23 protein-coding genes and 1 pseudogene are annotated in these 23,759 nt (G+C 41.3%); 16 read left to right on the top strand and 8 right to left on the bottom strand.

The window, feature by feature from the left end:
• Positions 1-434 precede the first annotated feature (434 nt).
• The 5 genes from BV455_RS19560 to BV455_RS20735 all read left to right on the top strand — a co-directional run bounded on the left by BV455_RS19560 (position 435) and on the right by BV455_RS20735 (position 3,904).
• On the top strand, positions 435-1,637 hold the full coding sequence (locus BV455_RS19560) for a DNA polymerase IV (RefSeq protein WP_017437199.1): 1,203 nt from the start codon (positions 435-437) through the stop codon (positions 1,635-1,637).
• Positions 1,638-1,644: 7 nt separating this feature from the next.
• Positions 1,645-2,130, top strand: coding sequence for a hypothetical protein (locus BV455_RS19555; protein ID WP_218687585.1), 486 nt, complete (start codon positions 1,645-1,647; stop codon positions 2,128-2,130).
• Positions 2,131-2,232: 102 nt separating this feature from the next.
• Positions 2,233-2,916 (top strand): SatD family protein, encoded by a 684-nt coding sequence (locus BV455_RS19550; RefSeq protein WP_218687584.1) that lies wholly within the window; start codon positions 2,233-2,235, stop codon positions 2,914-2,916.
• Positions 2,917-2,926: 10 nt separating this feature from the next.
• Entirely contained in the window at positions 2,927-3,775 is an 849-nt protein-coding gene (locus BV455_RS19545) for a DUF3307 domain-containing protein (protein ID WP_061579999.1), read from the top strand.
• Positions 3,776-3,904 carry a hypothetical protein gene (locus BV455_RS20735; RefSeq protein ID WP_017437204.1) on the top strand — a complete coding sequence of 43 codons (129 nt, stop codon included), beginning with the start codon at positions 3,776-3,778 and terminating at the stop codon, positions 3,902-3,904.
• A gap of 274 nt (positions 3,905-4,178) precedes the next feature.
• On the opposite strand, the gene BV455_RS19540 is transcribed toward BV455_RS20735, so the two are convergent.
• Positions 4,179-4,670 carry a QueT transporter family protein gene (locus BV455_RS19540; RefSeq protein WP_017437205.1) on the bottom strand — a complete coding sequence of 164 codons (492 nt, stop codon included), beginning with the start codon at positions 4,668-4,670 and terminating at the stop codon, positions 4,179-4,181.
• Positions 4,671-4,990: 320 nt separating this feature from the next.
• Between BV455_RS19540 and BV455_RS19535 the strand changes: the two genes are divergently transcribed.
• The 5 genes from BV455_RS19535 to BV455_RS19515 all read left to right on the top strand — a co-directional run bounded on the left by BV455_RS19535 (position 4,991) and on the right by BV455_RS19515 (position 10,358).
• Positions 4,991-5,425 (top strand): DMT family transporter, encoded by a 435-nt coding sequence (locus BV455_RS19535; protein WP_017437207.1) that lies wholly within the window; start codon positions 4,991-4,993, stop codon positions 5,423-5,425.
• A gap of 146 nt (positions 5,426-5,571) precedes the next feature.
• Positions 5,572-7,743, top strand: a complete 2,172-nt coding sequence (locus BV455_RS19530; protein WP_218687583.1) for a YhgE/Pip domain-containing protein — start codon at positions 5,572-5,574, stop codon at positions 7,741-7,743.
• Between the two features lie 262 nt (positions 7,744-8,005).
• The gene (locus BV455_RS19525; RefSeq protein ID WP_061580001.1) at positions 8,006-8,308 is read left to right on the top strand and encodes a LacI family DNA-binding transcriptional regulator; all 303 of its coding nucleotides are present in this window, start codon (positions 8,006-8,008) and stop codon (positions 8,306-8,308) included.
• 84 nt (positions 8,309-8,392) lie between these two features.
• Complete coding sequence (locus BV455_RS19520) at positions 8,393-8,872, top strand: PH domain-containing protein (RefSeq protein ID WP_017437209.1); 480 nt, start codon at positions 8,393-8,395, stop codon at positions 8,870-8,872.
• The gene (locus tag BV455_RS19515; RefSeq protein WP_174407507.1) at positions 8,865-10,358 is read left to right on the top strand and encodes a PH domain-containing protein; all 1,494 of its coding nucleotides are present in this window, start codon (positions 8,865-8,867) and stop codon (positions 10,356-10,358) included. The genes BV455_RS19520 and BV455_RS19515 overlap by 8 nt, the downstream gene beginning before the upstream one ends.
• A 104-nt stretch (positions 10,359-10,462) precedes the next feature.
• Here the strand turns inward: BV455_RS19515 and BV455_RS19510 are convergent, their stop codons facing one another.
• The 3 genes and pseudogenes from BV455_RS19510 to BV455_RS21075 all read right to left on the bottom strand — a co-directional run bounded on the left by BV455_RS19510 (position 10,463) and on the right by BV455_RS21075 (position 13,001).
• The gene (locus tag BV455_RS19510) at positions 10,463-11,365 is read right to left on the bottom strand and encodes a DUF2935 domain-containing protein (RefSeq protein ID WP_017437211.1); all 903 of its coding nucleotides are present in this window, start codon (positions 11,363-11,365) and stop codon (positions 10,463-10,465) included.
• A gap of 328 nt (positions 11,366-11,693) precedes the next feature.
• On the bottom strand, positions 11,694-12,116 hold the full coding sequence (tnpA, locus tag BV455_RS19505; RefSeq protein WP_017437212.1) for an IS200/IS605 family transposase: 423 nt from the start codon (positions 12,114-12,116) through the stop codon (positions 11,694-11,696).
• A gap of 120 nt (positions 12,117-12,236) precedes the next feature.
• A pseudogene (locus BV455_RS21075) lies at positions 12,237-13,001 on the bottom strand (ISNCY family transposase).
• Between the two features lie 356 nt (positions 13,002-13,357).
• Between BV455_RS21075 and BV455_RS19500 the strand changes: the two are divergent.
• On the top strand, positions 13,358-13,531 hold the full coding sequence (locus BV455_RS19500; RefSeq protein ID WP_218687582.1) for a hypothetical protein: 174 nt from the start codon (positions 13,358-13,360) through the stop codon (positions 13,529-13,531).
• Between the two features lie 118 nt (positions 13,532-13,649).
• Here BV455_RS19500 and BV455_RS19495 read toward each other — a convergent pair whose 3' ends face one another.
• Both BV455_RS19495 and BV455_RS20555 read right to left on the bottom strand, forming a co-directional pair.
• Positions 13,650-14,957 (bottom strand): ATP-binding protein, encoded by a 1,308-nt coding sequence (locus tag BV455_RS19495; RefSeq protein WP_042411238.1) that lies wholly within the window; start codon positions 14,955-14,957, stop codon positions 13,650-13,652.
• A 326-nt stretch (positions 14,958-15,283) separates the two neighbouring features.
• Positions 15,284-15,463 (bottom strand): hypothetical protein, encoded by a 180-nt coding sequence (locus BV455_RS20555; protein ID WP_071532927.1) that lies wholly within the window; start codon positions 15,461-15,463, stop codon positions 15,284-15,286.
• 409 nt (positions 15,464-15,872) lie between these two features.
• Between BV455_RS20555 and BV455_RS19490 the strand changes: the two genes are divergently transcribed.
• Together BV455_RS19490 and BV455_RS19485 are read left to right on the top strand one after the other, a co-directional pair.
• Complete coding sequence (locus BV455_RS19490; protein ID WP_017434547.1) at positions 15,873-16,469, top strand: LysE family translocator; 597 nt, start codon at positions 15,873-15,875, stop codon at positions 16,467-16,469.
• Between the two features lie 366 nt (positions 16,470-16,835).
• Positions 16,836-17,300 carry a ferritin-like domain-containing protein gene (locus BV455_RS19485; RefSeq protein ID WP_061579749.1) on the top strand — a complete coding sequence of 155 codons (465 nt, stop codon included), beginning with the start codon at positions 16,836-16,838 and terminating at the stop codon, positions 17,298-17,300.
• Between the two features lie 260 nt (positions 17,301-17,560).
• Here BV455_RS19485 and BV455_RS19480 read toward each other — a convergent pair whose 3' ends face one another.
• Entirely contained in the window at positions 17,561-18,145 is a 585-nt protein-coding gene (locus BV455_RS19480) for a beta-class carbonic anhydrase (protein ID WP_042411241.1), read from the bottom strand.
• Positions 18,146-18,354: 209 nt separating this feature from the next.
• Between BV455_RS19480 and BV455_RS19475 the strand changes: the two genes are divergently transcribed.
• Positions 18,355-18,963: an NAD(P)H oxidoreductase gene (locus BV455_RS19475; RefSeq protein ID WP_042411244.1), complete on the top strand. Its 609-nt coding sequence runs from the start codon at positions 18,355-18,357 to the stop codon at positions 18,961-18,963.
• A gap of 162 nt (positions 18,964-19,125) precedes the next feature.
• Positions 19,126-19,770 (top strand): SDR family oxidoreductase, encoded by a 645-nt coding sequence (locus BV455_RS19470; protein ID WP_042411246.1) that lies wholly within the window; start codon positions 19,126-19,128, stop codon positions 19,768-19,770.
• 349 nt (positions 19,771-20,119) lie between these two features.
• Here BV455_RS19470 and BV455_RS19465 read toward each other — a convergent pair whose 3' ends face one another.
• Positions 20,120-21,286: an IS256 family transposase gene (locus BV455_RS19465; protein WP_131874374.1), complete on the bottom strand. Its 1,167-nt coding sequence runs from the start codon at positions 21,284-21,286 to the stop codon at positions 20,120-20,122.
• Between the two features lie 271 nt (positions 21,287-21,557).
• On the opposite strand from BV455_RS19465, the gene BV455_RS19460 reads away from it, so the two are divergent.
• On the top strand, positions 21,558-23,684 hold the full coding sequence (locus BV455_RS19460) for a glycerophosphodiester phosphodiesterase family protein (RefSeq protein WP_235605579.1): 2,127 nt from the start codon (positions 21,558-21,560) through the stop codon (positions 23,682-23,684).
• Positions 23,685-23,759: the final 75 nt, after the last annotated feature.

Here is a 23,759-nt window from a genome sequence, read left to right as displayed (position 1 = left end):
ATTTGGAATGGGCATATCAAGAAAGCCCATATTCGCGCTTTTCGATTTCCCTTTTCTTTATACCATTTCGGCGCATTATCGTTTTTTTCGGCAATTGCCCGCGCTTGCCATCCCTGCAAAAGAAGCAGCAACGGGAGCATTCCGATCCCCAAATATCAATGATGGAACAAGATATATGGGCGGAAAAAATCGCTAATCGCATACCCAGCAAACAGAGCCATCAAACTTTCTATGTTCAGCTTTCTCCTCCAAATGTTTTTTATTTTATCCTTTTTTACTACAATTCATTGTTTTGCATCGCATCATTTTATATTAATAAAGAAAACTATGTTCTAAATAATCAATTAAAAACATAGAAAAAAAGAAAACAATAAAGTAAAATAAATCAGAAAAGATCTCCATACTACCCACCACCCATAGGAGGGGCAAGTAATATGCAAAAGATGTACCGAAAACAAGGGCGCATCATTTTGCACGTCGACTGCAATTCTTTTTTTGCCAGCTGTGAAATCGCACGCGATCCTTCGTTAAAGGAAAAAGCAGTGGTTGTTGCTGGTGATCCAAAAGAAAGAAAAGGGATTGTCTTAGCGGCAAATTACATCGCGAAACGGCGCTTTGGCATCTATACAACGATGCCGTTATGGGAGGCAAAGAAAAAATGCCCGTCCCTTGTCGTGCTAAAACCCGATTTTTCATTATACCGCGAAACAAGTAGCAAAGTGTTTCAGTTTTTGCGTCGTATCTCCCCGCTTCTGGAACCTGCCTCCATTGATGAAGGATATTTGGATATTACCGAATGTGATTCGCTTGGTTCGCCATTGGAGATCGCTGAATATATTCAGCAGGGATTGCTGCAGACTCTGCATATTCCTGTAAGCATTGGCATCGCGCCAAATAAATTTTTGGCGAAAATGGCCAGTGAAATGAAAAAACCGTTAGGCATCACCGTTTTGCGCAAACGGGATGTCCCGAACATACTGTGGCCATTGCCGGTCAAAGAGATGCACGGTGTTGGCGATAAAACAGCGAAAAAATTAAATACTATTGGCATTTTTACGATCGGAGAATTAGCAAAGGCGGAAGAGGAGAGGCTTCAACAACTGCTTGGTATCAACGGCATCCGTTTAAAGGAGCGGGCTAATGGCATTGATGATCGTCCAGTCGACCCTGAAGCGGGCGAAAAATGGAAATCAATTGGGAATTCTACAACACTTCCCTATAACGTAACAGAAGAGCGAATTCTTCTTGACGTGCTCCGTGAGTTGGCGCAATCGGTCAGCGAACGAATGAAGCGAAAACGGGTTGTGTCTTCCACCGTCCAAATTATGATCCGCTACAGCAATTTCCAAACGATCACCCGCAGCAAAACATGGGAAAATCCATTTCAGGAAGCGGAGGAAATTTTTCAGTATGCGGCATATTTATTAAAGAAACATTGGAACGGTAATCCAGTGAGGCTGTTAGGAATTGCCGCGCTTGATGTATTTGATAAAAAAGCAGCCATGAAACAATTAGATTTGTTTCATTACGAAGAAGAGGCCAAAAGAGAAGCGCTATGGAAGACAATGGAGCAGCTGCGGCAAAAATTCGGCGAGGATATTATTCGAAGAGGAGCTAATCTGTTTCAACAAGATTAGGATTGTATTGTTTACGGTCATTGGCAAGGTGGCGTTCCTTTCCGCTCCGCTTCCTGGCGGATGGGCTATTATCGGTCTTTTTATGATCATCATCGCCATTCTTTTGCATAGCTACGGTATGAAAAAAATACATGAACAGCCAGCAGCATCGCTGCTTGCTTCAAATAGAGAAAGAACCATCACTATCATGTGCAGGGGGAAACGGATGTTAAAAATAATGAAACCGCTGATCACTTTCTCTATCATCGCTGTTCATCTAATTATTATGTATTTTTGGATCTTCGATTGGGAAAAGTTAATTACCCCAATCGGATTGGCAGGATGGGGCGGATCCATTATCGCTGGTTTTATGGCGTATGCCTTCTATGCAGCAAAAGAAAGAAAGAAGTATATCCAACTACAGCGGCATATATTGATTGGTTCCACCGTGATAACGGTTTGCCTAGCGGTATTGGCGCTAATCATTGAGTGGATCACCAGTTCAATGCCGTAATTTTGTTCCCCTTTATCTAAATGAGCCGATGCGCTTCTTGATGTTTTCCCAACAATAATAGTAATATTGATATATATACATCAATCAAAAAGAGGAGATCTTATGAAACCGGCTGTATGTTTTGCGTTGGATGTAAAACATTCTAGACAAATGGACAAGAAACGGCTGCTAATGATTTTAAATGACTTGAAAGAGGCGATAAACAAGCGGTTCCATAAAGATTTGCTTGTCCCGTTTGTTATTCGAAATGGCGATGAGCTTGTTGGAGTCATTGGAAATTTCTCCAGCGCATATCCACTGATTAAATATATATATTCCCAATCCTGCTTTCATCAGTGTCCATTTTATTCTGGAATTGGAATAGGGGAACTAGAAACGGACACAACGGACGTTCATACGATTAATGGAAGTGCAGTACTGTGCGCATTTGCGGCTAGGGAACATTTGAAGGAAAAAAAGGAAAAAACAAAAATATGGAGTGAAAATGAAAATACAACAAGTTTTTATATTTTAGCTGAGGCGCTTCCATTCGAACCACTTAACACTTTATTAGGATGGATTCTGGAAACAAAGCGAAATTGGACAGACAAACAAAAACAAGTGATTCATCTGATCGAGCAGTTTCCGGGATGGACATATGAAAAAATCGGAAGACATTTGGGGTATAAATCCCCTATTTCGACCGTCAGCTATTTGCTGAAACGCGCGGAGTACCAGAAGGTAAAGGCGACAGAAGCGAGCTTTACCGAATTATTGATATTATATCAAACGCTTTTAAAGAAGTAGGGGGATAACATTGTGGATATACTTTTATCTTGCTCATTTGCTAGGAGATTTTATTGTCCATTCAGATCGACTAGTTCAGGAACGACATGATCAACCGCTTGCCGATTTAGGAAAACATCTAGCTGTCCATACTATTCTTATGGCGGTCGCGAGCATTGTTGCCCTAGAAATATTTCCATCGTTTTCACTTTCCGGGCTGCTAATGCTGGCACAAGCTATTGTGCTTATTTCCATCTGCCATTTTATCATTGATTACGGCAAAATAAAATTAGATATGGTATTTAATAAAACTATTAGTCAGGCGCTTTTATTTATAATGGACCAAATGCTTCACCTTTTGGTCATCTTGTTTACTTTTTATTGTATCTTTGAACCGCCAGCGTTTTTAGACATTATTGGAAAGACTTTCGCAGAAAAAGCGGCAGCCACTGCATGCATTTTTGTTTTAGCGACTTATGGAGCCGGGCATTTTCTGGAAATTTTATTAAGGGAATTCGCCCCCAATTACAAGCTGCAAGAAGGGATTTATCGTTTATCAGATGAGAAAATCGAAGTAAAAACGAAACATGAGAATAGTGGAAAAAAAGAAGTGGAAATCACCACAATTAAAACAGAACAATTTTTTCATGATTCTCCAGCCAAAATCGGTCAACTCATCGGGATGCTAGAACGGACATTAATTGTGATTTTTATGATGATGGATATGCCACAGGGACTCGCATTCTTGGCGGCATTAAAAACGCTGACCCGTTTTAAGCAGTTTGAGCATAAGCAGTTTGCCGAATATTATCTAATCGGTACGTTATCCAGTGCTATTATTGGCATTTTACTAGGGATCATTGCAGCGAAAATTTGGTAATTGCTGTATCGAAACGGCAAAGTGATTTCGCATAAAGTGAATATCCTGACCGGGGTTGTTGTTATTGTGATGCTGGCTGGATTCATCGGCACGTTGGCGCTGTCAGGAGAAAGGGAGGAAAATGATTAATCTGCCACAAAAAGCTGGCGCTTATTTATGTTGCCCTAGCAACCGAGTTGGCCGAAGGAATTGGGATAGATATATGTAGCATCGTAGTATTTCCTACACATATTGTTTCTTTTTGAAAGGACGGCAGGGAGAGATGGAATGGATTGATCGGATGAAAGGCGGATAATAGGGCTTGCAATTGGCGACGTGCTTGGTGCGACAACGTAATTTATGATATGACGCAGGAGCAAATTCGTCTAACATAAGAAAAAGCGGCAGGTAAAACCTTGCCGCTTTATGTTTCCATTAATTTATCCAAATGTGCACGCCGGTTTACCGCATACATAATAGGCGCGCCAACCGCCATGACGACAAATTCTCCTACTGCGGTTGTCAGCCAGGTGAAAAAGAATGGCAGGTCAAACGCCAGCTTTAACTCCCAGGCAATCAAGAACATCGTAAACGTAAACACCAGCGTATTGACAGCCATCCGCGCCCATACATTTTTCACATACCGCATCGAAAAAATCGTGATCAGGAGGGCGATGACCGACTGCCCGACCCCGAAAACGAGATCGTACGCCATCATCGGCGAGAAAAACAAATTCGCAAAAAAGACGCCTAACACAATGCCAAAGAAATATTTTTTATGAAACACGACGAGATGATTCAGCATTTCCGAGACGCGAAACTGCACGTTAGTAAATCCAAACGGCTGAATCAGCATCGTCACTGCGATGTACACAGCCGCTAAAATGCCGTTTACGACGATAGTTCTAATGTTCATATGTTTCTCTCCTTACATCGTTAAGGTACATGCAAAAAACACCATCGGTATACATGGTGCAACAAGAAAAGCAACATCTATTATTTTAGCAAGAACAGAAGGAAATGCAATGATCGATCTCTAAATTTGAAATGGGCGATCGGCGCTTTTGCAAAATTTGCTCATCCATAAATAATATAACAAAAACAGCAGATGGGGTTGGCCCGTCTGCTGTTTTTGTCGTTTTGAAAAATCACGGAAATAACTTCTTCCATGTCATTATCCTCCATGATATGATAATTAGTAAAGTTTTTCATTATTATGTAGGATGTGGATTAGCAATGAAGTGGTTATGGATGATTCTTGCCATCGTCGCAGGAATGGCAACGTCGGTGCAAGCTGGCGTCAACGGCGGTCTCGGCAAAAGAGTCGGCGTGATGGAAGGAGCATTCGTTTCCTTTCTTATCGGCACGATCGTGTTATTTTTATTGCAATTGTTTTTTGGAAAAGGAGACTTGCTGCAAATGTTTTCCGTGCCGAAGTGGCAGCTGCTTGGTGGGGTGCTCGGGGCCTTTTACGTGGTTGTCATGGTGCTCATCGTTCCGAAAGTCGGGGTTGCTACTTCTATCATGGCCGTTGTCGCCGGACAGTTGGTGATGAGTTCCATCATCGATCACTTTGGCTTGCTTGGCGGGCAGCAAATTCCTTTTGACATGAGAAGAATGACGGGAATCATACTATTGTTTTGCGCATTATGGCTGTTTTATAAAAAATAATATGGTATGTGTGTCTGCTGGTTAGCCAGCAGTTTTTTTTGTAAACATACCGTGCTTGTTTCCAATCCGCCGCTTATGTTTAGTTTTTTTTCATTGGTTTATACTAACAAAAGCAGTTTAATCACACTAAAGGGAAGTTGAGGTTCGTGAAAAAGATATGGAATCTTTATGTTCACGATATGAAGCAAATAGCAACAAACTGGGTAGCGGCGGTATTGGTAGGCGGATTGCTTCTTCTGCCATCGCTTTATGCGTGGGTGAATATCGAAGCTTCTATTGATCCGTACGCCAACACGAGAAACATTAAAGTAGGAATTGTCAATGAAGACAAAGGGGCAAAAATTCAAGGACATGCGTTTAACGCCGGAAAAGAAATTGTCAGGGCGCTACGAAACAATCATGACTTAGGCTGGCAATTTGTTGGCAAACAAGAAGGAATGAAAAACGTCCGCTATGGCGATTATTTTGCGACGATCGTCATTCCAAGCGATTTTTCAGAAAAATTGGCTACCATTGTGCAAGATAGGCCGGAGCAGGCCGTCATTCATTACTATGAAAATGACAAAAAGAACGCGATTGCGCCGAGAATCACATCCAAAGGAGCAAGCACCATCACCGAGCAAGTAAGCGATCAATTTGTCGCTGTTGTCAACAGCGTTTTGTTTTCTATCTTTCATGAAGCGGGGGTGGCATTAGAACAACAGCTGCCAGATATTCGCCATTTTGAGACCCTGATTTTTCAGCTGCAGACGAAGCTGCCGGAAATCAAGCGGTTGTTAAACCAATCGATGTCCGACGCGAAAGAGGCGGAACGGCTCGTCAATAAAGCGGAAAAAACGCTTCCCGAAGCGAAACGGATCGTCAACAGCGGCATTGCGTTTCTTGATGAAACGAATCAGTTTTTCACGAAAGCGGAAGCAAAAGCAAAGACATTGACGCCGCAAATCGCGGAAAATTTGCGTACGCTGCAGCAAATCGCCATGTCCATCTATGCCGCAACTAACAAGCTGCAAGAAAACCTTTCCCTTGCCCAGCAGCGGCAATGGCTTTCCGACGTCCAGAGCATGGCCGCAGCTGGGGAACAAATGGCAGATGAAGCGCAAACACAGCTTCGCATATTCAATAACATGATCGAAAAGAGAGCTTTCTCTCGCACGGCTTCCGCCAATATGGAACAATTGTCCGGCCGTCTGACAGGCATAAAATCCAATTTAAGAGAAGCACAGCGCCTTGCCAAGTTAGCGTACGAGCAAAGTGAAAACGGGGCGCAGCCAGGCAACCATCTTCTCACCGACCTAAATGAGCGGGCGGCAGCTGCGGTTAAGCAAGTCGATCGGGTGATGAATGAATACGAGCAACATATCGCACCACTCATGAAAGAAAAAATGAACGAAACGAAGCAGACGCTTCAAGACGCCCGCCGCATGCTCGCGGACATCGCCAACACCATTCTGGAATTAGAGCGGCTTCTTCAGCACGCCGGCAGCGGTCTCAAGCAGGGGGAAGAAATGTTGCAGACGGCAAGCGACCAGTATCCGTTTCTTGCGCGGAAAGTCAACGATATCGCTTCCTTTCTTGCAAAATTGAAAAAAGAAACAAACATCTACGACATCATTCGTTTATTAAAAAATGATCCAAGCGCAAAAGGTGAATTTTTGGCCCATCCCGTCGACTTAAAGACGCATAGATTGTTTCCGCTTCCGAACTATGGATCGGGGATGAACCCGTTTTATACCGTCTTGTCCATATGGGTGGGCTGTCTGCTGTTAGTGTCGTTGCTTTCTACCGAACCTTATGAGGCAGAAGGGTATACCAGCAGAGAAATTTATTTTGGCCGGCTGCTGACGTTTTGGACATGCAACAGTATTCAGGCGCTTATTGTCACGTTAGGAGATGTATTTCTTTTAAAGAATATTTATATTCATGACTCCGGCTGGTTTATCCTCTTTGGGCTGTTATGCAGCTTTGTGTTTATTGTCATTGTCTTTACGCTCGTATCAGTATTCAGCGACGTCGGCAAGGCGCTGGCCATCGTCCTGCTCGTTTTCCAAATCGCCGGAGCAGGGGGGACGTATCCGGTTCAGCTTATTCCGGAATTTTTCCAAAACATCAACCCGTTTTTGCCGTTTACGTATGCGATTGATTTGATGCGCGAAGCAGTCGGCGGCATTGTGTGGGGAAAAGTGAAAAACGATGCGGTTCGTCTCATGATGTTTGCCGTCCTGGCTCTCTTATTAGGTACGTTTCTGAAAGAACCGTTGAATAAATACATGCATTCGCTGCATGCAAAAGCGAAAAAAAGCGGATTGTTTCATTAAACCATGCGGCATAGGCAAAATGACCGCCTGGCTTTTTTGTTTATATCCGGTGACGCCATCGATGGGAAACAGAAACAGCCAGCGCGGATATGGACGCTGTTTTAAAAAAATAGATTCGTTACGGCGGAAGGCACGGATTTGATTCGTGCCTTTTTTCATGACGAAGTTGCAAATGATTTGACAAATGAATGCATGTATAATATCCATCTTGGAAAGCGGCTTTGAAAACGAACCGGACCAAACGGTATAGAGGTTAACTTTAGTGGGCTACACCATTAAAGACATCGCGTTGAGGGCTGGTGTTTCGAAGTCGACGGTTTCGCGCGTCATTTCGGGAAAAGGGGTTGCAAGTCCAGAGACGCGTGAAAAAGTATTAAAAGTGATGAAGGAGCTGCAGTATAAACCAAATGCCTTGGCAAGGGCGATGGTTTCGCAGCGGACGAACAATATAGGCGTAGTGGTTTATCATTCACGTTCTCCAATGGCTTCGCATCCTATAATTTTTCTTGAAACATGCTCATTCTCCTGCTTTTCCAAAAGTTTGTTATTCTACAGTAACAGATAGTTAAAGATGGAAACTTCTTGTATACTAAATACGTATAACCATTACGTCGATGGATTGTCTTTGTTTAAGGGGGATAGAGAAATCATGAATGGAGAACCTAGAAAAAGAATCTCCGAACGAGCATTATCGGTATGGCGGATATACGGCATGATTGGATTGGCTGTTTCTTTTGCCGCTTTTGCCGCTGTCATTGTCCTGATTATCATTTTTGACGGGCCGAAATGGATTATTCCTATCTTGATTCTTTTGTTTATAGGAGAAGGTTATTTGTTCCTCTTTTTTATCCCAAGATTACGCTGGCGGCGCTGGCGCTATGAAGTGCGTGAGCAGGAAATCGAGATTCAACAAGGTTTGTTTACGGTAAAGCGAACGTTGATCCCAATGATTCGCGTGCAGCACGTCGATTCTAAGCAAGGGCCATTGTTCAAAAAATACAAACTGGCCTCCGTAACGATTTCGACAGCCGCAACGGTGCATGAAATTCCGGCACTCGATGAAGAGGAAGCAGAGGAGCTGCGCTATTCTATTTCCAGATTGGCAAGGGTGGCGGATGACGATGTCTGAGAAAAAACGGCTTCATCCCATTTCTGTCATCGTCAATATTGTTAAGCAATTGAAAGACGCGTTTTTTCCGCTCCTCCTTCTCGTCATAGTCGGGAATAGAACCATTTCCATGATGTGGGATATCGCCGTGCCATCGGCGGTTGTCATGTACACCATTGTGATCGGAATTGTTTCTTGGCTCCGTTTTACCTATCGGTTGGAAGAAGGGGAATTGCGCATTGAACATGGTGTGTTTGTAAGAAAAAAACGATATATTCCTTTCGAACGCATTCAAGGCGTTTCCATTTCCGAAGGTTTTCTGCAACGATTGGCAGGAGTCGTTAAAGTCAATATAGAAACAGCGGGAAATCAGTTAGGAGAAGCCGAAGTGGTATTAACGGCTGTAACAAGGGAAGAAGCGGAACGAATTCAACGTTGGATTCGAAAAGCAAAGGAAATGATAAATGATGAAATGATGCTGTTGGATGAAAATACTGCATCTTCTTTTGTCTCCATCCATCAACCATTACAGGAAGAAGCGAAAAACATCATTTTTTCGATGAGTTTTTGGGAAGTTTTTCAAGTAGCGGTGACAAGCGGTGGGGCACTTAGCGTTATTGCTGCCATTTTCCTTTTTATCTCCCAATTTGACGATCTCATTCCTTATGAGATGCTATATAAAGATGCGCAAACGATGTTCGCGCATGGTTTATTTGATACGATGATGGCTGTTTTATTGATTTTTATTGCCGCTTATATGATATCCATTATTCAAAATATGCTGCGGTACGCTTTTTTTACGGTGGAAAAAATAGATGAAGACATCGTCATTTCGAGAGGATTGCTTGAAAGAAGAAAAGTGACAACGCCTGTCGCACGGGTTCAAGGGATTGTAATAAAAGAAAACATGATTCGCCGCTGGCTTGGGTATGCTTCCGTTTATATCATTCATGCGGGTGGGGCATTGGATGGCGGCCATCACGGGAGTATTATACTCTGCCCGTTAATAAAGAAAGAACGGATTGCTTCCGTTATTTCTTCCTGTCTCCCGGAGTATAGCATCCACCATGAATTCAATGCGTTGCCAAAGCGAGCATGCATCCGCTACACGGCCCGTCCTTTATATGTGCTGATTCTTCCTGTTTGCATCGCCGCTTATTTCTTGCGTCCGTGGGGGCTGTTGCTTTTGTTGTGGCTTCCCATCGTTTCATATTTCGGCTACTTAAGTTATAAAGCGGCCGGCTGGGCGATTTCGCCTCATCAGCTTGCACTAAGAAGCGGCTTTTTCAACATGAAAGCCATGTATATGTTAAAAAATCGTATTCAATCCATGGAAGCTTCTTCTACCTGGTTTCAGAAGCGAAAACACCTCGGAACCATTGCGGCAACGGTCATGCCCGGAATCGGCGCCCGTGGAGAAGTGGCAGATCTTGATCAAGAAGATGTGAAAACAATATATGCATGGCTGAAAAGGACAAACGAAGCATCTAAAGTTTCGTCTGATTGAACTCTCCCCACCCATGCTCTGCTTAGAGGTGGGGGGAGCTTCTTGGATAAAATCTTAAAATAAGAATAGATATACAATAAAGAGGGCTTTTATCCTAAAAAAATTTACATGTTGGTCTCTTTCTGTTTTTGTTTTAACCGCTCTTCAAGAACACGAATCATGAATAAAAAGTGTTCAGCTTCGCGAAGAACGTGGTCAGCTAGTAAAGGATTAATAATGTTTCGAATCTGGGAACTTTTAATTAGCTCAAGCCCCGCTTTCTTGAAGTTTCTTAATTCTTCCGTTGCACTTTCACTATCCTTATTCATCTTTCCGATGATCGGATAGGTCGGTTTCTTATGATAAAGCATGGATTCCACGTCTCTAGCTTGGTTTAACAAGGTTTCAAAATCGTCGCCAAATTTTCGTGCAGTAGCCACCAAATTTCTCTCAGATGGGTCTAGTAATGAAGCGATAAAACGGGAATGCTCCATCATAATGCGTAGCCAAAAAACATTCTCGTGGATAATGGCGTCTTGAATAGGCTCTAATATGCCATTGTTAAATTTTTGAAGGCTATTCATAAAATACTCTGCTTCACGAGCAATATGGTCAACAAGGAGAGGAAAATTAAAACCCCGAACTTTTTCATTTATAATCAGAATGAGAAGATTTCTTTTGAAATTTCTAAATCCATACACCAACTGGATACTGTCTTCATTCAGTTTTCTAACTGCTTCAACTGATTCTGGCGTTTGATGCGCCCTTTTTTCTTGTTGTTCAAAATAGTGGTAGAAACGTTCTGTTTGTTGAATTAAATCTTTATCATTTCTATTCATACCTTCCCCAAGAAACAATGCATGCTCCTTCATAATACGAAGCCAAAATTTATTTTCAGTAAGGGAGCGCTCAATAAACATTTTTTCTGAAAGAGGCTCTGGTGGGGCTGCAAATTGTTCTGGTGGCAAAATCATCGCTTTTGTTCTGTCTTCAGCAAAATGCCCCGGCATATTAGGTTTACTCCACATATGGTTTCACCTCTCCGATAGGCTAATGTATGATATGCGGATGCTTAGCTAAATATGATTTTTTTGCCACAAAGAGAGCACAAGTTGTATTGTATGATCCTAATGAACATGGTGTATGGGAATTAAGTTGCCGCTATGAAAAACATAGCTCCGTTCCACGCTTTTCCCAGTGATTTGCCACTAGGGCTGTTTGGTCCTTAACAATGTGATGGCAAGAGTTTCGCGTATCTTTCTCGTTTTTGCATCGGAGTGATGCCTGAATCCCCCTGGAACGGCGCCCCTTGAACCCAAAAACCTCGACGCATTCCTCTTCTATAATGCGAAGCATTTAGGAGGGGGGAGTCAAGGAGTGTTTATCTTGCTCTTCTATATATTTTTTAATTACTTCTAGTGGAGTCCCCCCTGTCGAGAAAATCATATAACTGTTGCTCCAAAAATATGGTTTCCAATAATACTTTGACAACTCATTCTGAAATTCTTTGCGAATATATCGAGATGAAACAGTTTTAAAATTGTTAATCAATTTAGAAAGCTGGACTTGTGGAGGTGCTTTAAACAATAAATGTATGTGATCTTCTTCTCCATTCATTTCGATTAGCTTGCATTTAAAACGGGAAAAGATATCTTCGGCGATTTCTTTCAAGCGGTGATGCATTTCTTTCGAGATGCATTTTTTTCTATACTTTGTAACAACAACTAAATGATAATATAAACTGTAAAATGAGTGTCTATTCCTTTCAAATTCATGCATTTTTTTTGAATGATACTCCTTTACAACTAAATGATTTATATATTACAATGATGGTGTTGTAAAACTAGAGAAAAACTCGAAGCTACGCATAAGGATGCAGCATAATACATATAGTAAACATCAATGAAATCCACACCATCGTGGCTGCTCCAATCCGTCACACTTTCACTCATTAAACATCCATTCCGTCTTGCGACGAAGTTCAAACAACCATTGGTCAACCCCGTTTTCAAAAAGACACAAAAAGGCAGGAAAGGCCTCTTCGTAGGCATCTTTCCGTTCCTTGCTATTGCAGTGGTTGATGAGGAAATCCATATGATTCCTGATTGCTCTGTTGTTTGACGAATCTTTTCGCTGTCATACGCGGCATTGCCTAATACAAAATTTGATGTCCCATTGCTGCAAAGAAGGAAGCAGTTTTGGCGCTGCCGCATCATTCCGATTCGCGGTTGGATTCCCTTGGTAAGTGAGTATGCAGAGATGGAGCTTATATATCCTTTCAACAAAGTGGTAGCAGGTGAATACTCCCCCCGCTTTGCCTGTGAATCGTAAAGCTGCTCCGAGGGCAGTACTGTCGATCAGCGCAATTTGGGGATACCGTGTTTTTAAATCTTTTCACAGCTGTGCATGAAAGGCAGGAAATCCCTGTTCCCGGGACCATTTTGCTGCGTGGGAAAACAAAAAAGATGAAAGGGCTTCACCAAGCCAGCAGGTCCGATGAAAACAGTGAAAACGCTGCAGGTGCGCACGAATTTCCGCAAAGATCGATAGCAAAATAGGTTTTCAAAAAGAAACATTTCAGTGCCGATTTTTGGTCACATACGGTGTTTCTGGTAACGATAGAGAGTTGATATATTGAAATAAGAATTCTAAAAGTGATCCGATTTCATATGATCATGCATGTTCACCGTTCCAATTGGAAATCATGATCATATCCATCCCTTGGGTTTGGTTACAATGTATGAATGTTCTACAATCATAACATAAAACATACTCGTGAGAAAGAGGTTTGTTATCTAGAAAAAGTTGTCAAAACAAGGCGATTAAAAACAAAATTATCTCTCGCGGACTTAAAACATTCGAGCTTACGATAGCCAACTTTCGGGAGGTTTTGGCATCTATTTCCAATTTGATTCAAAAAGTTTGATCATCTTAAACATTTAAACACCAGACAAGTTGTCCAAACCGCCAAAGGATGTTCCGTCTATAATGCCTAGCATTTAGGCGGGGAGGTTCGCCTAATGATGCAGTATATGGTTGATTTTTATGGTGCGTTTGCAAGATGGAAAATCCAATTTTTGGACGCTTCCTCACGGGGGAGTGAAAAAGGACGAAATCCGTTCGTTTCGTTTGCAAAAATTCTTCTGAATATCATGATTCACTTGGGGGAAGTAAAAAAGAAGAAGGTCATTTGATCTTCCTTCCGAAGGTCATCTGATCCTTCTTCTTTATAGATAAATTAGCAAAGGATATCGTTGTTTTGTAGTTTTTGAGATACCTTTAAATGAAAGGCTTGCTGCTTCATGATTTGTCTCATGAAGCGGCAAAGATATCATGTTTTTGCTCCACAGAAGGGGTATGCAGAGACTGCGTGAGTGGAAGATATAATGATACTTGTGTTCCCTTGTTGACTTCGCTTGCAATTTGGATCGTTCCACCCATCGATTCGATAATTCGATAGACGACCATCATTCCAAGTCCGGTACCTCTTCTTCCTTTTGTTGTAAAATATGGTTCCCCAAGGCGTTCGATTTGTTCTTTGGTCATTCCGACCCCTGTATCCGAGATGCGGATAAGCACTTGATCTTTTTCGATAGAAATGTAAACTTCGAGTGTGCCGCCATTTGGCATTGCTTCAATAGCATTCTTGATAATATTGAGCAAGCATTGCTGAAGCTTTTGGCGTTCCCCTTTGACGTTACAAGGAATGAGCGACGTTTGGACTTCAACACTATTCATGTTTGCCAGCGGACGCACAATATCGATGACGCGTTCAACTTCTGTTTTCACATTTAGATTTTCTACGCTTTCCGGAGCAGGTTTGGCAAATGTAAGATAATCCGTGATAATCGCTTGAGCGCGATCTAATTCTTCGATGGCAATGCGAATGTATTGTTTCCGCTTTTCTTGCGATAAATGGCTTTGCTCCAGCAATTGTATAAACCCTCGCGCGGTCGTTAGGGGATTGCGCACTTCATGGGAAATGGAAGCAGCTAAGTGGCTGACCACTTCCATTTTTTCCGCGCGGATAATCCGTTTTCTTAATACGCTGTTTTTATATAAAATTTCCTTAAGATAGCATGTGAAAATCATACTGATTGGCTGAATAGGCAGGTAGAGCCAAAACGCTGAAGAAGCCGGCAATGTGTGATGAAAGGATTGGATCCAAACGACCATGAGCATCTCGGAAACAGCGGATAATAGAAAAGCAAGCAAAATGCGCTGTTTGGAAGACAAGGCCAAAAATTTTTTCGATAAGGCTATGCCGGCGATCATAATGGCGACCGATGTAATAGCGGTCAGCATGAATTCTTTTCCGCCAAAAAAAGAGCGGTAGCCAATCGTCACCATACAAAGAAAAAGGCTGGCGATCGGCCCTTTATACAAACTGCCCAACCAAAGAGGCACTTGATGTAAATCGTAAATGTATTCTGTATCGATGTTGGAATTGATAGGAAATGTCATGCAAAGAATGATGATAATGGCGGAAGCGAGTGTTAAAATGTACTTCCTTATTTTTTCAGGTGCGTTTCTTTCCTCAAGCCATAATGCAAGAATGAAAACCGGGATCAGAATAAAAAATAAATTTAATAGGACGTTTTTTACAATGTCGAGGAACATATTTACACCTTCCTTTACATGACAAATTTTTTTAATGAATTCAACTTTAATAAAAAGGAATGTCAGATGTTAAGTATGAATGATTGGTTTTTTTGGCATAAACATTTGTTTTTTGACATAATTCTTCTTAAATAAAAAGTTGAAATTATGATAATTATTCAAAATTAAAAAACTATACATTCAGTAAATAGCGGTTAAATTCATATTAACGTAGCTGTTCTAATACCGATACTTGCTCGGTTAAAATGAAAAACGCTGTTGTCACCGTGCCGATCGTCACCGCCCGAAAACCGATCCAGCCCCAAAAGCAGACGTGGTCCGAAAACTTATAAGCGATGCAAGAATAAGAAATAAACGGTAATCCATGAGAAAATGATGAGAAATCCGAGTAAGAACATGGAAGCAAGTGTGCCTTTTAACGGTGTCTCTTGCTTTTTTAGTGCTTGTTTTTGTTTGTTACAATTCCGATTTTGCCATTTTCTATGCCTCCTCCCAACAAACCCCATCCCACTTTATCATACAAAATTCTGCGGAAAATGGTAGGTACATTTTACCAGTTCACAAATTATTCATTTTTTACTTCGTCACCATAGTAACAATGATTTTTCTCATATTATCAATGTGAAATGTTGTGAACGCCATCTTTGCAGCTGGGCAACGGAAGCAATCAGATCCATCCTGCAACAGGCAGCGGCCTTAGCTTGCCCGCAGCCGCTGGCAGCAGATACTTGCGATTCCTTATAAGAAAAAGGCTGTTGATTTTTATCAACAGTCTTTTTCTATATGATTAAGAAGTCTAAGAATCATGATAGCCGCACTGATCCATGTTCATAATCCGTGATGCAGTAGAGATTTGAAATGTGATAAAATTTTGCTTATCAAACTTTAAGAATAATAACAAGGAGAAAATAGGGGTTGTTGTTACTAAAAAGCATCATTTTAGGTTTTTCCGTATCTGCTCCAGTGGGACCAATAGGATTGTTATGTATTCAAAGAACCCTCACGAAAGGTCAAATGGCAGGATTTTTTACCGGTTTAGGAGCCTCAACGGCCAATATGATCTACGCTAGCTTTGCAGCTTTTGGTTTTTCTGTTGTTTCTTCTTTCTTATTGGAACAGCAATTCATTTTAAGAATCATAGGAGGAGTATTTCTTCTTTATTTAGGAGTAAAAATCTTTCTGGCAAAACCTGCTGAAAGAGCAGCTTCTTTGGAAGGAAATGGATTAATTAGGGTGTATTTGTCTACTCTTTTTCTCATGATTACGAATCCAACTACCATCTTAAATTTTGTGGCTATGTTTGCTGGATTAGGTTTTGATAAAACAGCTAGTTCGCCTTCAACTGCATTTATATTTGTCTCTGGTGTGTTTCTAGGAGCGATTTTCTGGTGGTTCCTTTTAAGTTTCAGTGTAAGTATTTTTAAAAATAAGATCACACCTTATTTAAAATCAGTAAACAAAATCGCTGGAATGTTGATTATTTCTCTCGGGTGTCTTGCTTTCTTGAGATAAGAACATGAAGACATTTGAACAAAATACCAACTTTGATGAGCTAGTAAATATGACTGAAGGAGCTGCCGCGGCAGCTCTTTTACTTTTCAAGGAATTTTGTACATGTTTGTTTCTGCTCTTTTGTCATCCCGCCCCCTGTATCCGAGATAGGAATAAGCACTTAAGCTTTTTCGATAAAATGTAAACTTTCTTTCACCGAAGTCCCTTTAGTCCAAAAGAGCTTGAAGGATTGCTACGGTTGATCCCGTCCATGATGGATATTTCCTTCATCAGGAATTTTATTTAAAGGGAGGGATCGTAAAACATGCACCTAATGTTATATTCATCATAATATGAAGTTGAATAAATATTGGGGGAGGGTCTATAATGTATCCATATCTTTACAACTTTGCTGACCCTAACAGGCAATCAAGCATACAATCAGACAAATTAATACGTGACATTGAAAAGGCAATAAATGGACAGTATAGCGCCATTCAATGTTATGCCAAATTAGCAAAAATGGCTCCTACGGATAGGGAAAGGGTTCAAATTCTTGAAATTCGTAACGATGAAATAAAACACTATCAACGATTTACACAAATATATGTAAATCTGACAGGTATGCAGCCTGATGTAAAAGTTATTGAGGAATGTCCTAATACCTACGTGGAAGGATTAGAATATGCTTTGAAAGATGAGCAAGAAACTGTTGATTTTTATCTAGATATTTCTGATGAGACGAATGATCCATATATCAAAGAAGTTTTTCGTCGTGCAGCAGCAGATGAGCAAAACCATGCAGTCTGGTTCCTATACTATTTTATAAAGAATAAAAGAGCTGAGTTGTAACGAATTCAGCTCTTTTATTTATGATGAAAGTTTGGGTTTAGCAACTTTGCCCAAACAGGACATTTCGCTTTTTTATTACTATTGAAGACGATAATGAAGAATCATGGTGATCGATTCAAAAGATTCAAAATTCAAAAGGGAAGGGAGACTCAAAATCACCATTAACAAATTCATGCTTTTAACGATGTTATATCTATATCAACAATGTTTCATTTTTGCAGAAGAAAATTACCGATTACGGATCACAAAAACACGGATGATCAGATGGTTGCCCGACCAATGCGGTTAGCTTCAGGTACTTCAATCAAACGACCGCTTTTCACGTCGTAAATAAAACCGTAGATCGTAATGTAGCCCGGAACAAGAGGGTGAGAACGAATCCGTTCAACATCGTCAATAACACTCTGTTCAAGATTGCTGATCGTCAAAAATTCCATGTATTCCCCCGCTCTGGAACCGGGTCCTCTTCCTGTATCACGCCAATTTTTCCCATCAAACTCAGCTGGTTCCAAACTGTTAGCGAGCAAATTGCGAATAATGTCATTGGTAAACGTCTCCATACCGCAATCGGTATGATGAATCACGAACCATTCCCGTGTTCCCAACAGCTTGTACGAGATTACAAGGGAACGAATCGCATCGTCGCTTGCCCGGCCTCCTGCATTTCGGATCACGTGAGCATCGCCTTCCGTAAGTCCGGCAAACTTGGCTGGGTCGAGGCGCGCATCCATGCAGGTCAGAATCGCAAATCGGCGCTTCGGCGGCATCGCCAGATTTGCTTTGTCCCCAAAATTAGCAGCATATTTTTTATTCGCGGCCAACACTTCGTTTAAAATATTGCTCATTTTCCGTCCCTCTTTCTTAAATTAAATTATATAAATCATATCTATTTACTATGATTATAATGTGCCATTATCCTGCCGTCAATGAATTCTTACACGTTCAACGGGTATAATAACTGGAGTAAGAAGCCTATCATTTGATAGTTAAATGAAGATAATGGTAATTTAAAGATAGTTCATCCAAAAATGATTTATATTTAGGAGCTGGTTCTATGAAAGTGTTGACCGTTGTCTCACATCCCAGAAGAGAATCCCTTACTTTTGCAATTGCCGAGCGTTTCATTCAAGGGTTAAAAGATGCTGGACATGAAGTGGAAATTGCGGATTTGTACGGTGAAGAATTCAATCCGCTGTTATACGAACAAGATGAACCTGATTGGGACAACCCGAATAAAACATATTCTCCTCGTGTTCACGCAGAAATGGAACGATTGAAAAGAAACGATGGATTAGCCTTCATCTTCCCGTTATGGTGGTATTCATTACCGGCAATGGTAAAAGGATATATAGACCGGGTATGGAACTATGGTTTTGCTTATGGAGGAACGCGCCTTCCACACAAAAAGGTATTGTGGATTCCGCTTGTCGGAGAGACAGAAGAAAGTCTTAAAAAAAGAAATTTCGTTACGATGATTTCTCATTATTTGAATGCTGGTTTAGCCGGCTATACAGGTATTCCTCAATCGGAAGTGGCATTTCTGTATAACACGTTAGCGGAAGATATTGAGAATGAAGAGGAAGTCAAAAAACATTATGAGAGTCTTTTCCATCGAGCGTATGAGCTAGGGAATACATATAGCCATTCATTAACGAAAAAATAATCATGGATATGGTGTGTCAAACTGATTCAAAATGATGCTATGCAGTAAAGTAAGTGCGCATCCTCCACAGTACAGTAGGAATAAAAAGCTTACCGATTAACATGGCTATGGAACTGGTGGTAATGGTAGTATAAAGCCATTCATTAGAAAAGGGGTGGGAATATGAAAGTACTTATCGCAGGCGCAAATGGACACACGGGTCGATTGATCGTGGAGCTGCTCGGGAAAAGCAATAGACATGAAGCTTACGCAATGATTAGAGATGCAGCTCAAGCAGAAAAATTGAAACAGCTTGGTGCCAAGGAAACTATATTGGCTGATCTTGAAAAAGATGTTTCTCATGCTGTTAAAGGTATAGATGCGGTGATTTTCGCTGCTGGTTCTGGCTCACATACAGGTCCGGATAAAACCATTTCTGTAGACCAAGAAGGAGCAAAACGCCTTATTGATGCAGCAAAGAAAGAAGGCATCTCTCATTTTATCATGCTTAGTTCGTATGGATCTGGTAATCCGGATGCTTTACCAAATTTGGCTCATTATCTAAAAGCAAAAGGGGAAGCGGATCGATACTTAATAGAAAGTGGATTAACATATACCATTGTTCGCCCTGGGTATCTAAGTTTTGAACCACCTACGGGTAAAGTGGAAATCGCTGAGCATTTTGAAAGCATTGTAGGAAGAGATATCCCGCGTGGAGATGTCGCACAAGTAATTGTATCTTGTCTTGATATGGAAAATACCAAAAACAAAACATTTGAGCTCCTCAGTGGTAATCAACCTATACAAGATGCGCTCAAAGCTCTCTGAAGCAGGGGGCGGTAATAAACAGAAACAGTTTTATCCTTTCTGTTTCACTACTGCATCAAAGTATGTAGAGGCGTTACGATTTTCGTAATGCCTCTATTTTTATTTAAATTGGAAGATAACATCAAAATGAATTTACGATAAACTCTATCGTTTATTTTTCTGTTTTTTATTTAACAAATCTTCAAATTTGGTACCGTCAAGAATTTTGTGTAATATAATGGGGGTAGGGTTTCTCTGAAATGGATTTGGAATGAATAGGGAACTAGTTTCCTCCACACAGGAGACTGAATATTCAGTCTCCTGTGTGGAAAGGGAGAATCCCCCTATTTTGTTTATTTACAGTATTTGGTTAATGATAACGTTCTTCAAACATTCGTTGAAGGGCTTCATGCGCTTCGGCAAATCCTCGCAACTTTCGCCCTGCCCATTTCTCATTAAAATCTTGAATGGTCAAATACACGATTTTTTCAGCGGCTTCTAAACTATTCAAACTGTTCATCGGTTTTAGGCGTTTCCGAATCTCCTTGATCGTTCGTTCGATGGCATTGGTCGTGTAAATCACACTTCGAATACTGCTTGGATAATCCATAAATGTAAGGAGGACATCCAACTCATTGGCCCAAGATTGAACTTCTCTTGGATATTTGCTGGACCATTTCGACTCAAACTGTTGAAACATTTGTAACGCCATCTCCTTATTCGGCGCGCGATAAATCAGCTTGAGATCCTCGGCCACTTCGAATTGGTCTTTTTTCCGAACACGATGGAGCGTGTTGCGGACTTTGTGAACGACACAACGCTGCACATCGGCTTTCGGATAAACCGCCTTAAAGGCTTCCTCCAACCCCGGTAGTCCATCGAATACGCCCAGAAGCACTTCCTTGACGCCCCTGTTGTATAGTTGTTGAAGAATCTCCTGCCATACATAGGCGCTTTCCTGTCCTCCCACAAAGAAATCAAGAATTTCGCGATATCCTTCTTCATTCACCCCTAACACCACATAAATGGCTTCTTTCTCCACGGTTTCGCGACGAAGTTTTACGTATAAACCATCCAAATATAAGACAGAATAACGCTTGTGCAGTGGACGAGTGTGCCATTTCTCGATGTCTTCCTTCACTACATCGGTAATACGGCTGATCGTTGCAGGAGAATAGGCATTGCCTAAAATTCGTTCAATAAACTTGCCAATTTCACGTGTGCTCATGCCACTTTGATACATCCTGATGATGGCTTCCTCAAGCCAGCCCGTGTGGCGTTGGTAAGGGGCAAACAGCTGCGTTTGAAATTCTCCGTTTCGGTCTCTAGGGACCAAAAGACCTTCAATCCGGCCATATTGCGTATCTAGATTTCGTTGATAGTAGCCGTTTCTCATATTCGATGTTCCGGCTTGTTCTATTTCGAGGAAATTCTTGATTTCTTCCCGCATGATCAGTTCTAATTTTTCCTTTACAAACTGACGAATGACACTTTCCAGTTGATTTGCCCAGTCGACATTCGGTATACTTTTAGACATAGGTAGGGTTCTCCTTTCTCTGGAATGTTTGGGTTCAATCAGAGAATACCCTACCTTTTTTATTTTGATCTAGTAAAATGCTTTACACAAAATTTTATACATCATCTCAAATTTATTTTAATATTACCTTTAAATCTATTTTTTACAATGAAGATGGTCGAAAATCATCAAAATTTTAGAGGGGAGCGAGATAGCAGTGAAAAGGACAGGAATGATTGGCTTATCACTTTCTTTATCGTTAGGGTTACTCGCGAATTATGCTCCGGAAGCGATGGCAGCTGATGAACAAGTTAAGCAGTCATCTATGCTGCAACCGATTGTTGACCATGTTGCTGTCATTGCCCACCGCGGCACCTCAGGTTATGCACCCGAACATACATTGGCAGCATACGAAAAGGCAATTAAGATGAAAGCAGATTATGTCGAATTGGATTTGCATATGACAAAAGATGGTGAGTTAATTGCTATTCACGATTCCACGCTGGCAAGAACAACGAATGTAGAAGAAGTATATCCCGACCGCGCCCCTTGGCGGGTAAAAGATTTTACATTAGCCGAAATTAAGAAGCTAGATGCCGGTTCTTGGTTTAACAAGACTTACCCTGAGTATGCAAAAAAACAATATGTCGGGCAGAAAATCCCAACCCTTCAGGAAGTAATCGATTTTATCAAAAAGAAAGATCCGAAAGTTGCTCTGTACATAGAAACAAAGTCGCCTGACGTTTATCCGGGCATGGAAGAAAAACTCGTTAAGATCTTGAAAAAGAACGGTTACTTGAAAAAAGGTAAAGTCATTTTCCAATCATTCAGCGAAGCGAGCTTAAGAAAATTACAGGAGATGGTTCCTAAGGATATTCCTCTTATTCAGCTTTATAGTCCAGACATGATTCAAGGTCAAAATCTGGATGATGTCTTTAACCGAGCAGCGGAATATGCGGAAGGTGTAGGACCGGATAAATCGCTCGTCACCCCGACGTTTATGCAGGAAGCCCATGAACGTCATATGGTCGTCCATCCGTATACCGTGAATACGAAGGAGGAAATGGTCGAGCAATTATCCCTTGGTGTTGATGGAATGTTTACGAATTATCCTGATCAATTAGTAGAATTGAACAAGAAACCGTATATTTCCCACGGGGCGGCCAGCGGCGAAGTGACGGATACATCCGCGGTATTATGGGCTAGGACAAGCCAGCCCGCAAAGGTGCGATTTGAAGTTTCCGAGGATGCTGCTTTTAAAAAAGCCATCGTGAAAACCAAAAAAGCAACTTCCGAACATGATCTGACCGTACAAGTAAAAGTGACGGGTTTGAAACCAGACACGATTTATTACTACCGTGTTCAGGCTCTTCCTGGATCACATCAGGTGAGTGGAAGATTTAAAACCGCTCCGGCTGAAAATGAACGGAAGCCATTGACGATTGTTTGGGGTGGTGATACAGGCGGCCAGGGCAAAATCCCGCCTTTTAAATCTTTTGCGGCGATGGCGGATTTGAAACCGGATTTCTTCTTGTTTAGCGGGGATACGATTTACGCTGATAATACTACGCCGGCTGTTCCGAATCCGCCATCAAAAAGTATTGAGGATTTCTGGGCGAAATATAAGGAAAATCGTACCGACTCAAACTTAAGAAAATTGCTTCAATCGACAAGTGTATATGCCATCTGGGATGACCATGAGGTAACGAATGACTTTTCTGGACCATTTGAGCCGCTTGCCTCAACCGGATTTCAGGCTTTTACGGATTATTGGCCAATATTGGACGAGCGGAGTTCATCCGGGAAGCTTTATCATAAGTTTTCATGGGGTAATACACTTGATTTATTCATTTTAAATAATCGCAGTTACCGTGATCCAGATACGAAACCAGATGGTCAGGACAAGACAATGCTTGGTCAAGAGCAGCTTGAATGGTTGAAAAAAGAACTCTTGAATTCAGATGCAAAGGTGAAACTTATTGCTTCTTCCGTGCCGATTTCCATTCCGACTGGGAAACCAAATGCACGCGATGGATGGGCGAATGGCGACAACATCAATCCGAACGATAAAACAGGGTATGAACATGAGTTTGCGGAGATTTCTAAATTTATTATCGAGAATAAAATGAAAAACGTATATTTTGTCACAGCTGATGTTCATTTTGCTGATATTATCCAGTATGACCCTGACCATAACGGCACAATTGATTATCGTGAACTAGTAAGCGGACCGATCGGTGCGGGCCTAGGTCAGCCGTCAACACTTGATCCTACATTTGGGCCGGAGCAACTGTATGCTGAAAGTGGGTTCTTTAATTTTGGTGTACTCAAGGTTGATCCGGGATTAAAACAAGTGACGGTCGAAATTCGTGATGAAAACGGTAAAATTCATTTCCATCGTGATTTTCCAATGGAATAACAGAGTGGATTCGTAAATGAATGTGCCGCCTACAATGAATGTAGGCGGCACAGCTTGTCGATAAAGTCCACAAGC

The organism is Parageobacillus caldoxylosilyticus (genome assembly GCF_019272935.1).
Taxonomy (GTDB): domain Bacteria; phylum Bacillota; class Bacilli; order Bacillales; family Anoxybacillaceae; genus Saccharococcus; species Saccharococcus caldoxylosilyticus.
This window is presented reverse-complemented; position numbering and strand designations above follow the sequence as displayed.

Excerpts from the sequence above, each read along its gene's own strand:
- BV455_RS19560 (WP_017437199.1), top strand. The coding sequence starts at position 435 with ATGCAAAAGATGTACCGAAAACAAGGGCGCATCATTTTGCACGTCGAC.
- BV455_RS19550 (WP_218687584.1), top strand. The coding sequence starts at position 2,233 with ATGAAACCGGCTGTATGTTTTGCGTTGGATGTAAAACATTCTAGACAA.
- BV455_RS19540 (WP_017437205.1), bottom strand. The coding sequence starts at position 4,670 with ATGAACATTAGAACTATCGTCGTAAACGGCATTTTAGCGGCTGTGTAC.
- BV455_RS19535 (WP_017437207.1), top strand. The coding sequence starts at position 4,991 with ATGAAGTGGTTATGGATGATTCTTGCCATCGTCGCAGGAATGGCAACG.
- BV455_RS19520 (WP_017437209.1), top strand. The coding sequence starts at position 8,393 with ATGAATGGAGAACCTAGAAAAAGAATCTCCGAACGAGCATTATCGGTA.
- BV455_RS19515 (WP_174407507.1), top strand. The coding sequence starts at position 8,865 with ATGTCTGAGAAAAAACGGCTTCATCCCATTTCTGTCATCGTCAATATT.
- BV455_RS19510 (WP_017437211.1), bottom strand. The coding sequence starts at position 11,365 with ATGTGGAGTAAACCTAATATGCCGGGGCATTTTGCTGAAGACAGAACA.
- tnpA (WP_017437212.1), bottom strand. The coding sequence starts at position 12,116 with ATGCATGAATTTGAAAGGAATAGACACTCATTTTACAGTTTATATTAT.
- BV455_RS19500 (WP_218687582.1), top strand. The coding sequence starts at position 13,358 with ATGATGCAGTATATGGTTGATTTTTATGGTGCGTTTGCAAGATGGAAA.
- BV455_RS19495 (WP_042411238.1), bottom strand. The coding sequence starts at position 14,957 with ATGTTCCTCGACATTGTAAAAAACGTCCTATTAAATTTATTTTTTATT.
- BV455_RS20555 (WP_071532927.1), bottom strand. The coding sequence starts at position 15,463 with ATGGGGTTTGTTGGGAGGAGGCATAGAAAATGGCAAAATCGGAATTGT.
- BV455_RS19485 (WP_061579749.1), top strand. The coding sequence starts at position 16,836 with ATGTATCCATATCTTTACAACTTTGCTGACCCTAACAGGCAATCAAGC.
- BV455_RS19480 (WP_042411241.1), bottom strand. The coding sequence starts at position 18,145 with ATGAGCAATATTTTAAACGAAGTGTTGGCCGCGAATAAAAAATATGCT.
- BV455_RS19475 (WP_042411244.1), top strand. The coding sequence starts at position 18,355 with ATGAAAGTGTTGACCGTTGTCTCACATCCCAGAAGAGAATCCCTTACT.
- BV455_RS19470 (WP_042411246.1), top strand. The coding sequence starts at position 19,126 with ATGAAAGTACTTATCGCAGGCGCAAATGGACACACGGGTCGATTGATC.
- BV455_RS19465 (WP_131874374.1), bottom strand. The coding sequence starts at position 21,286 with ATGTCTAAAAGTATACCGAATGTCGACTGGGCAAATCAACTGGAAAGT.
- BV455_RS19460 (WP_235605579.1), top strand. The coding sequence starts at position 21,558 with ATGGCAGCTGATGAACAAGTTAAGCAGTCATCTATGCTGCAACCGATT.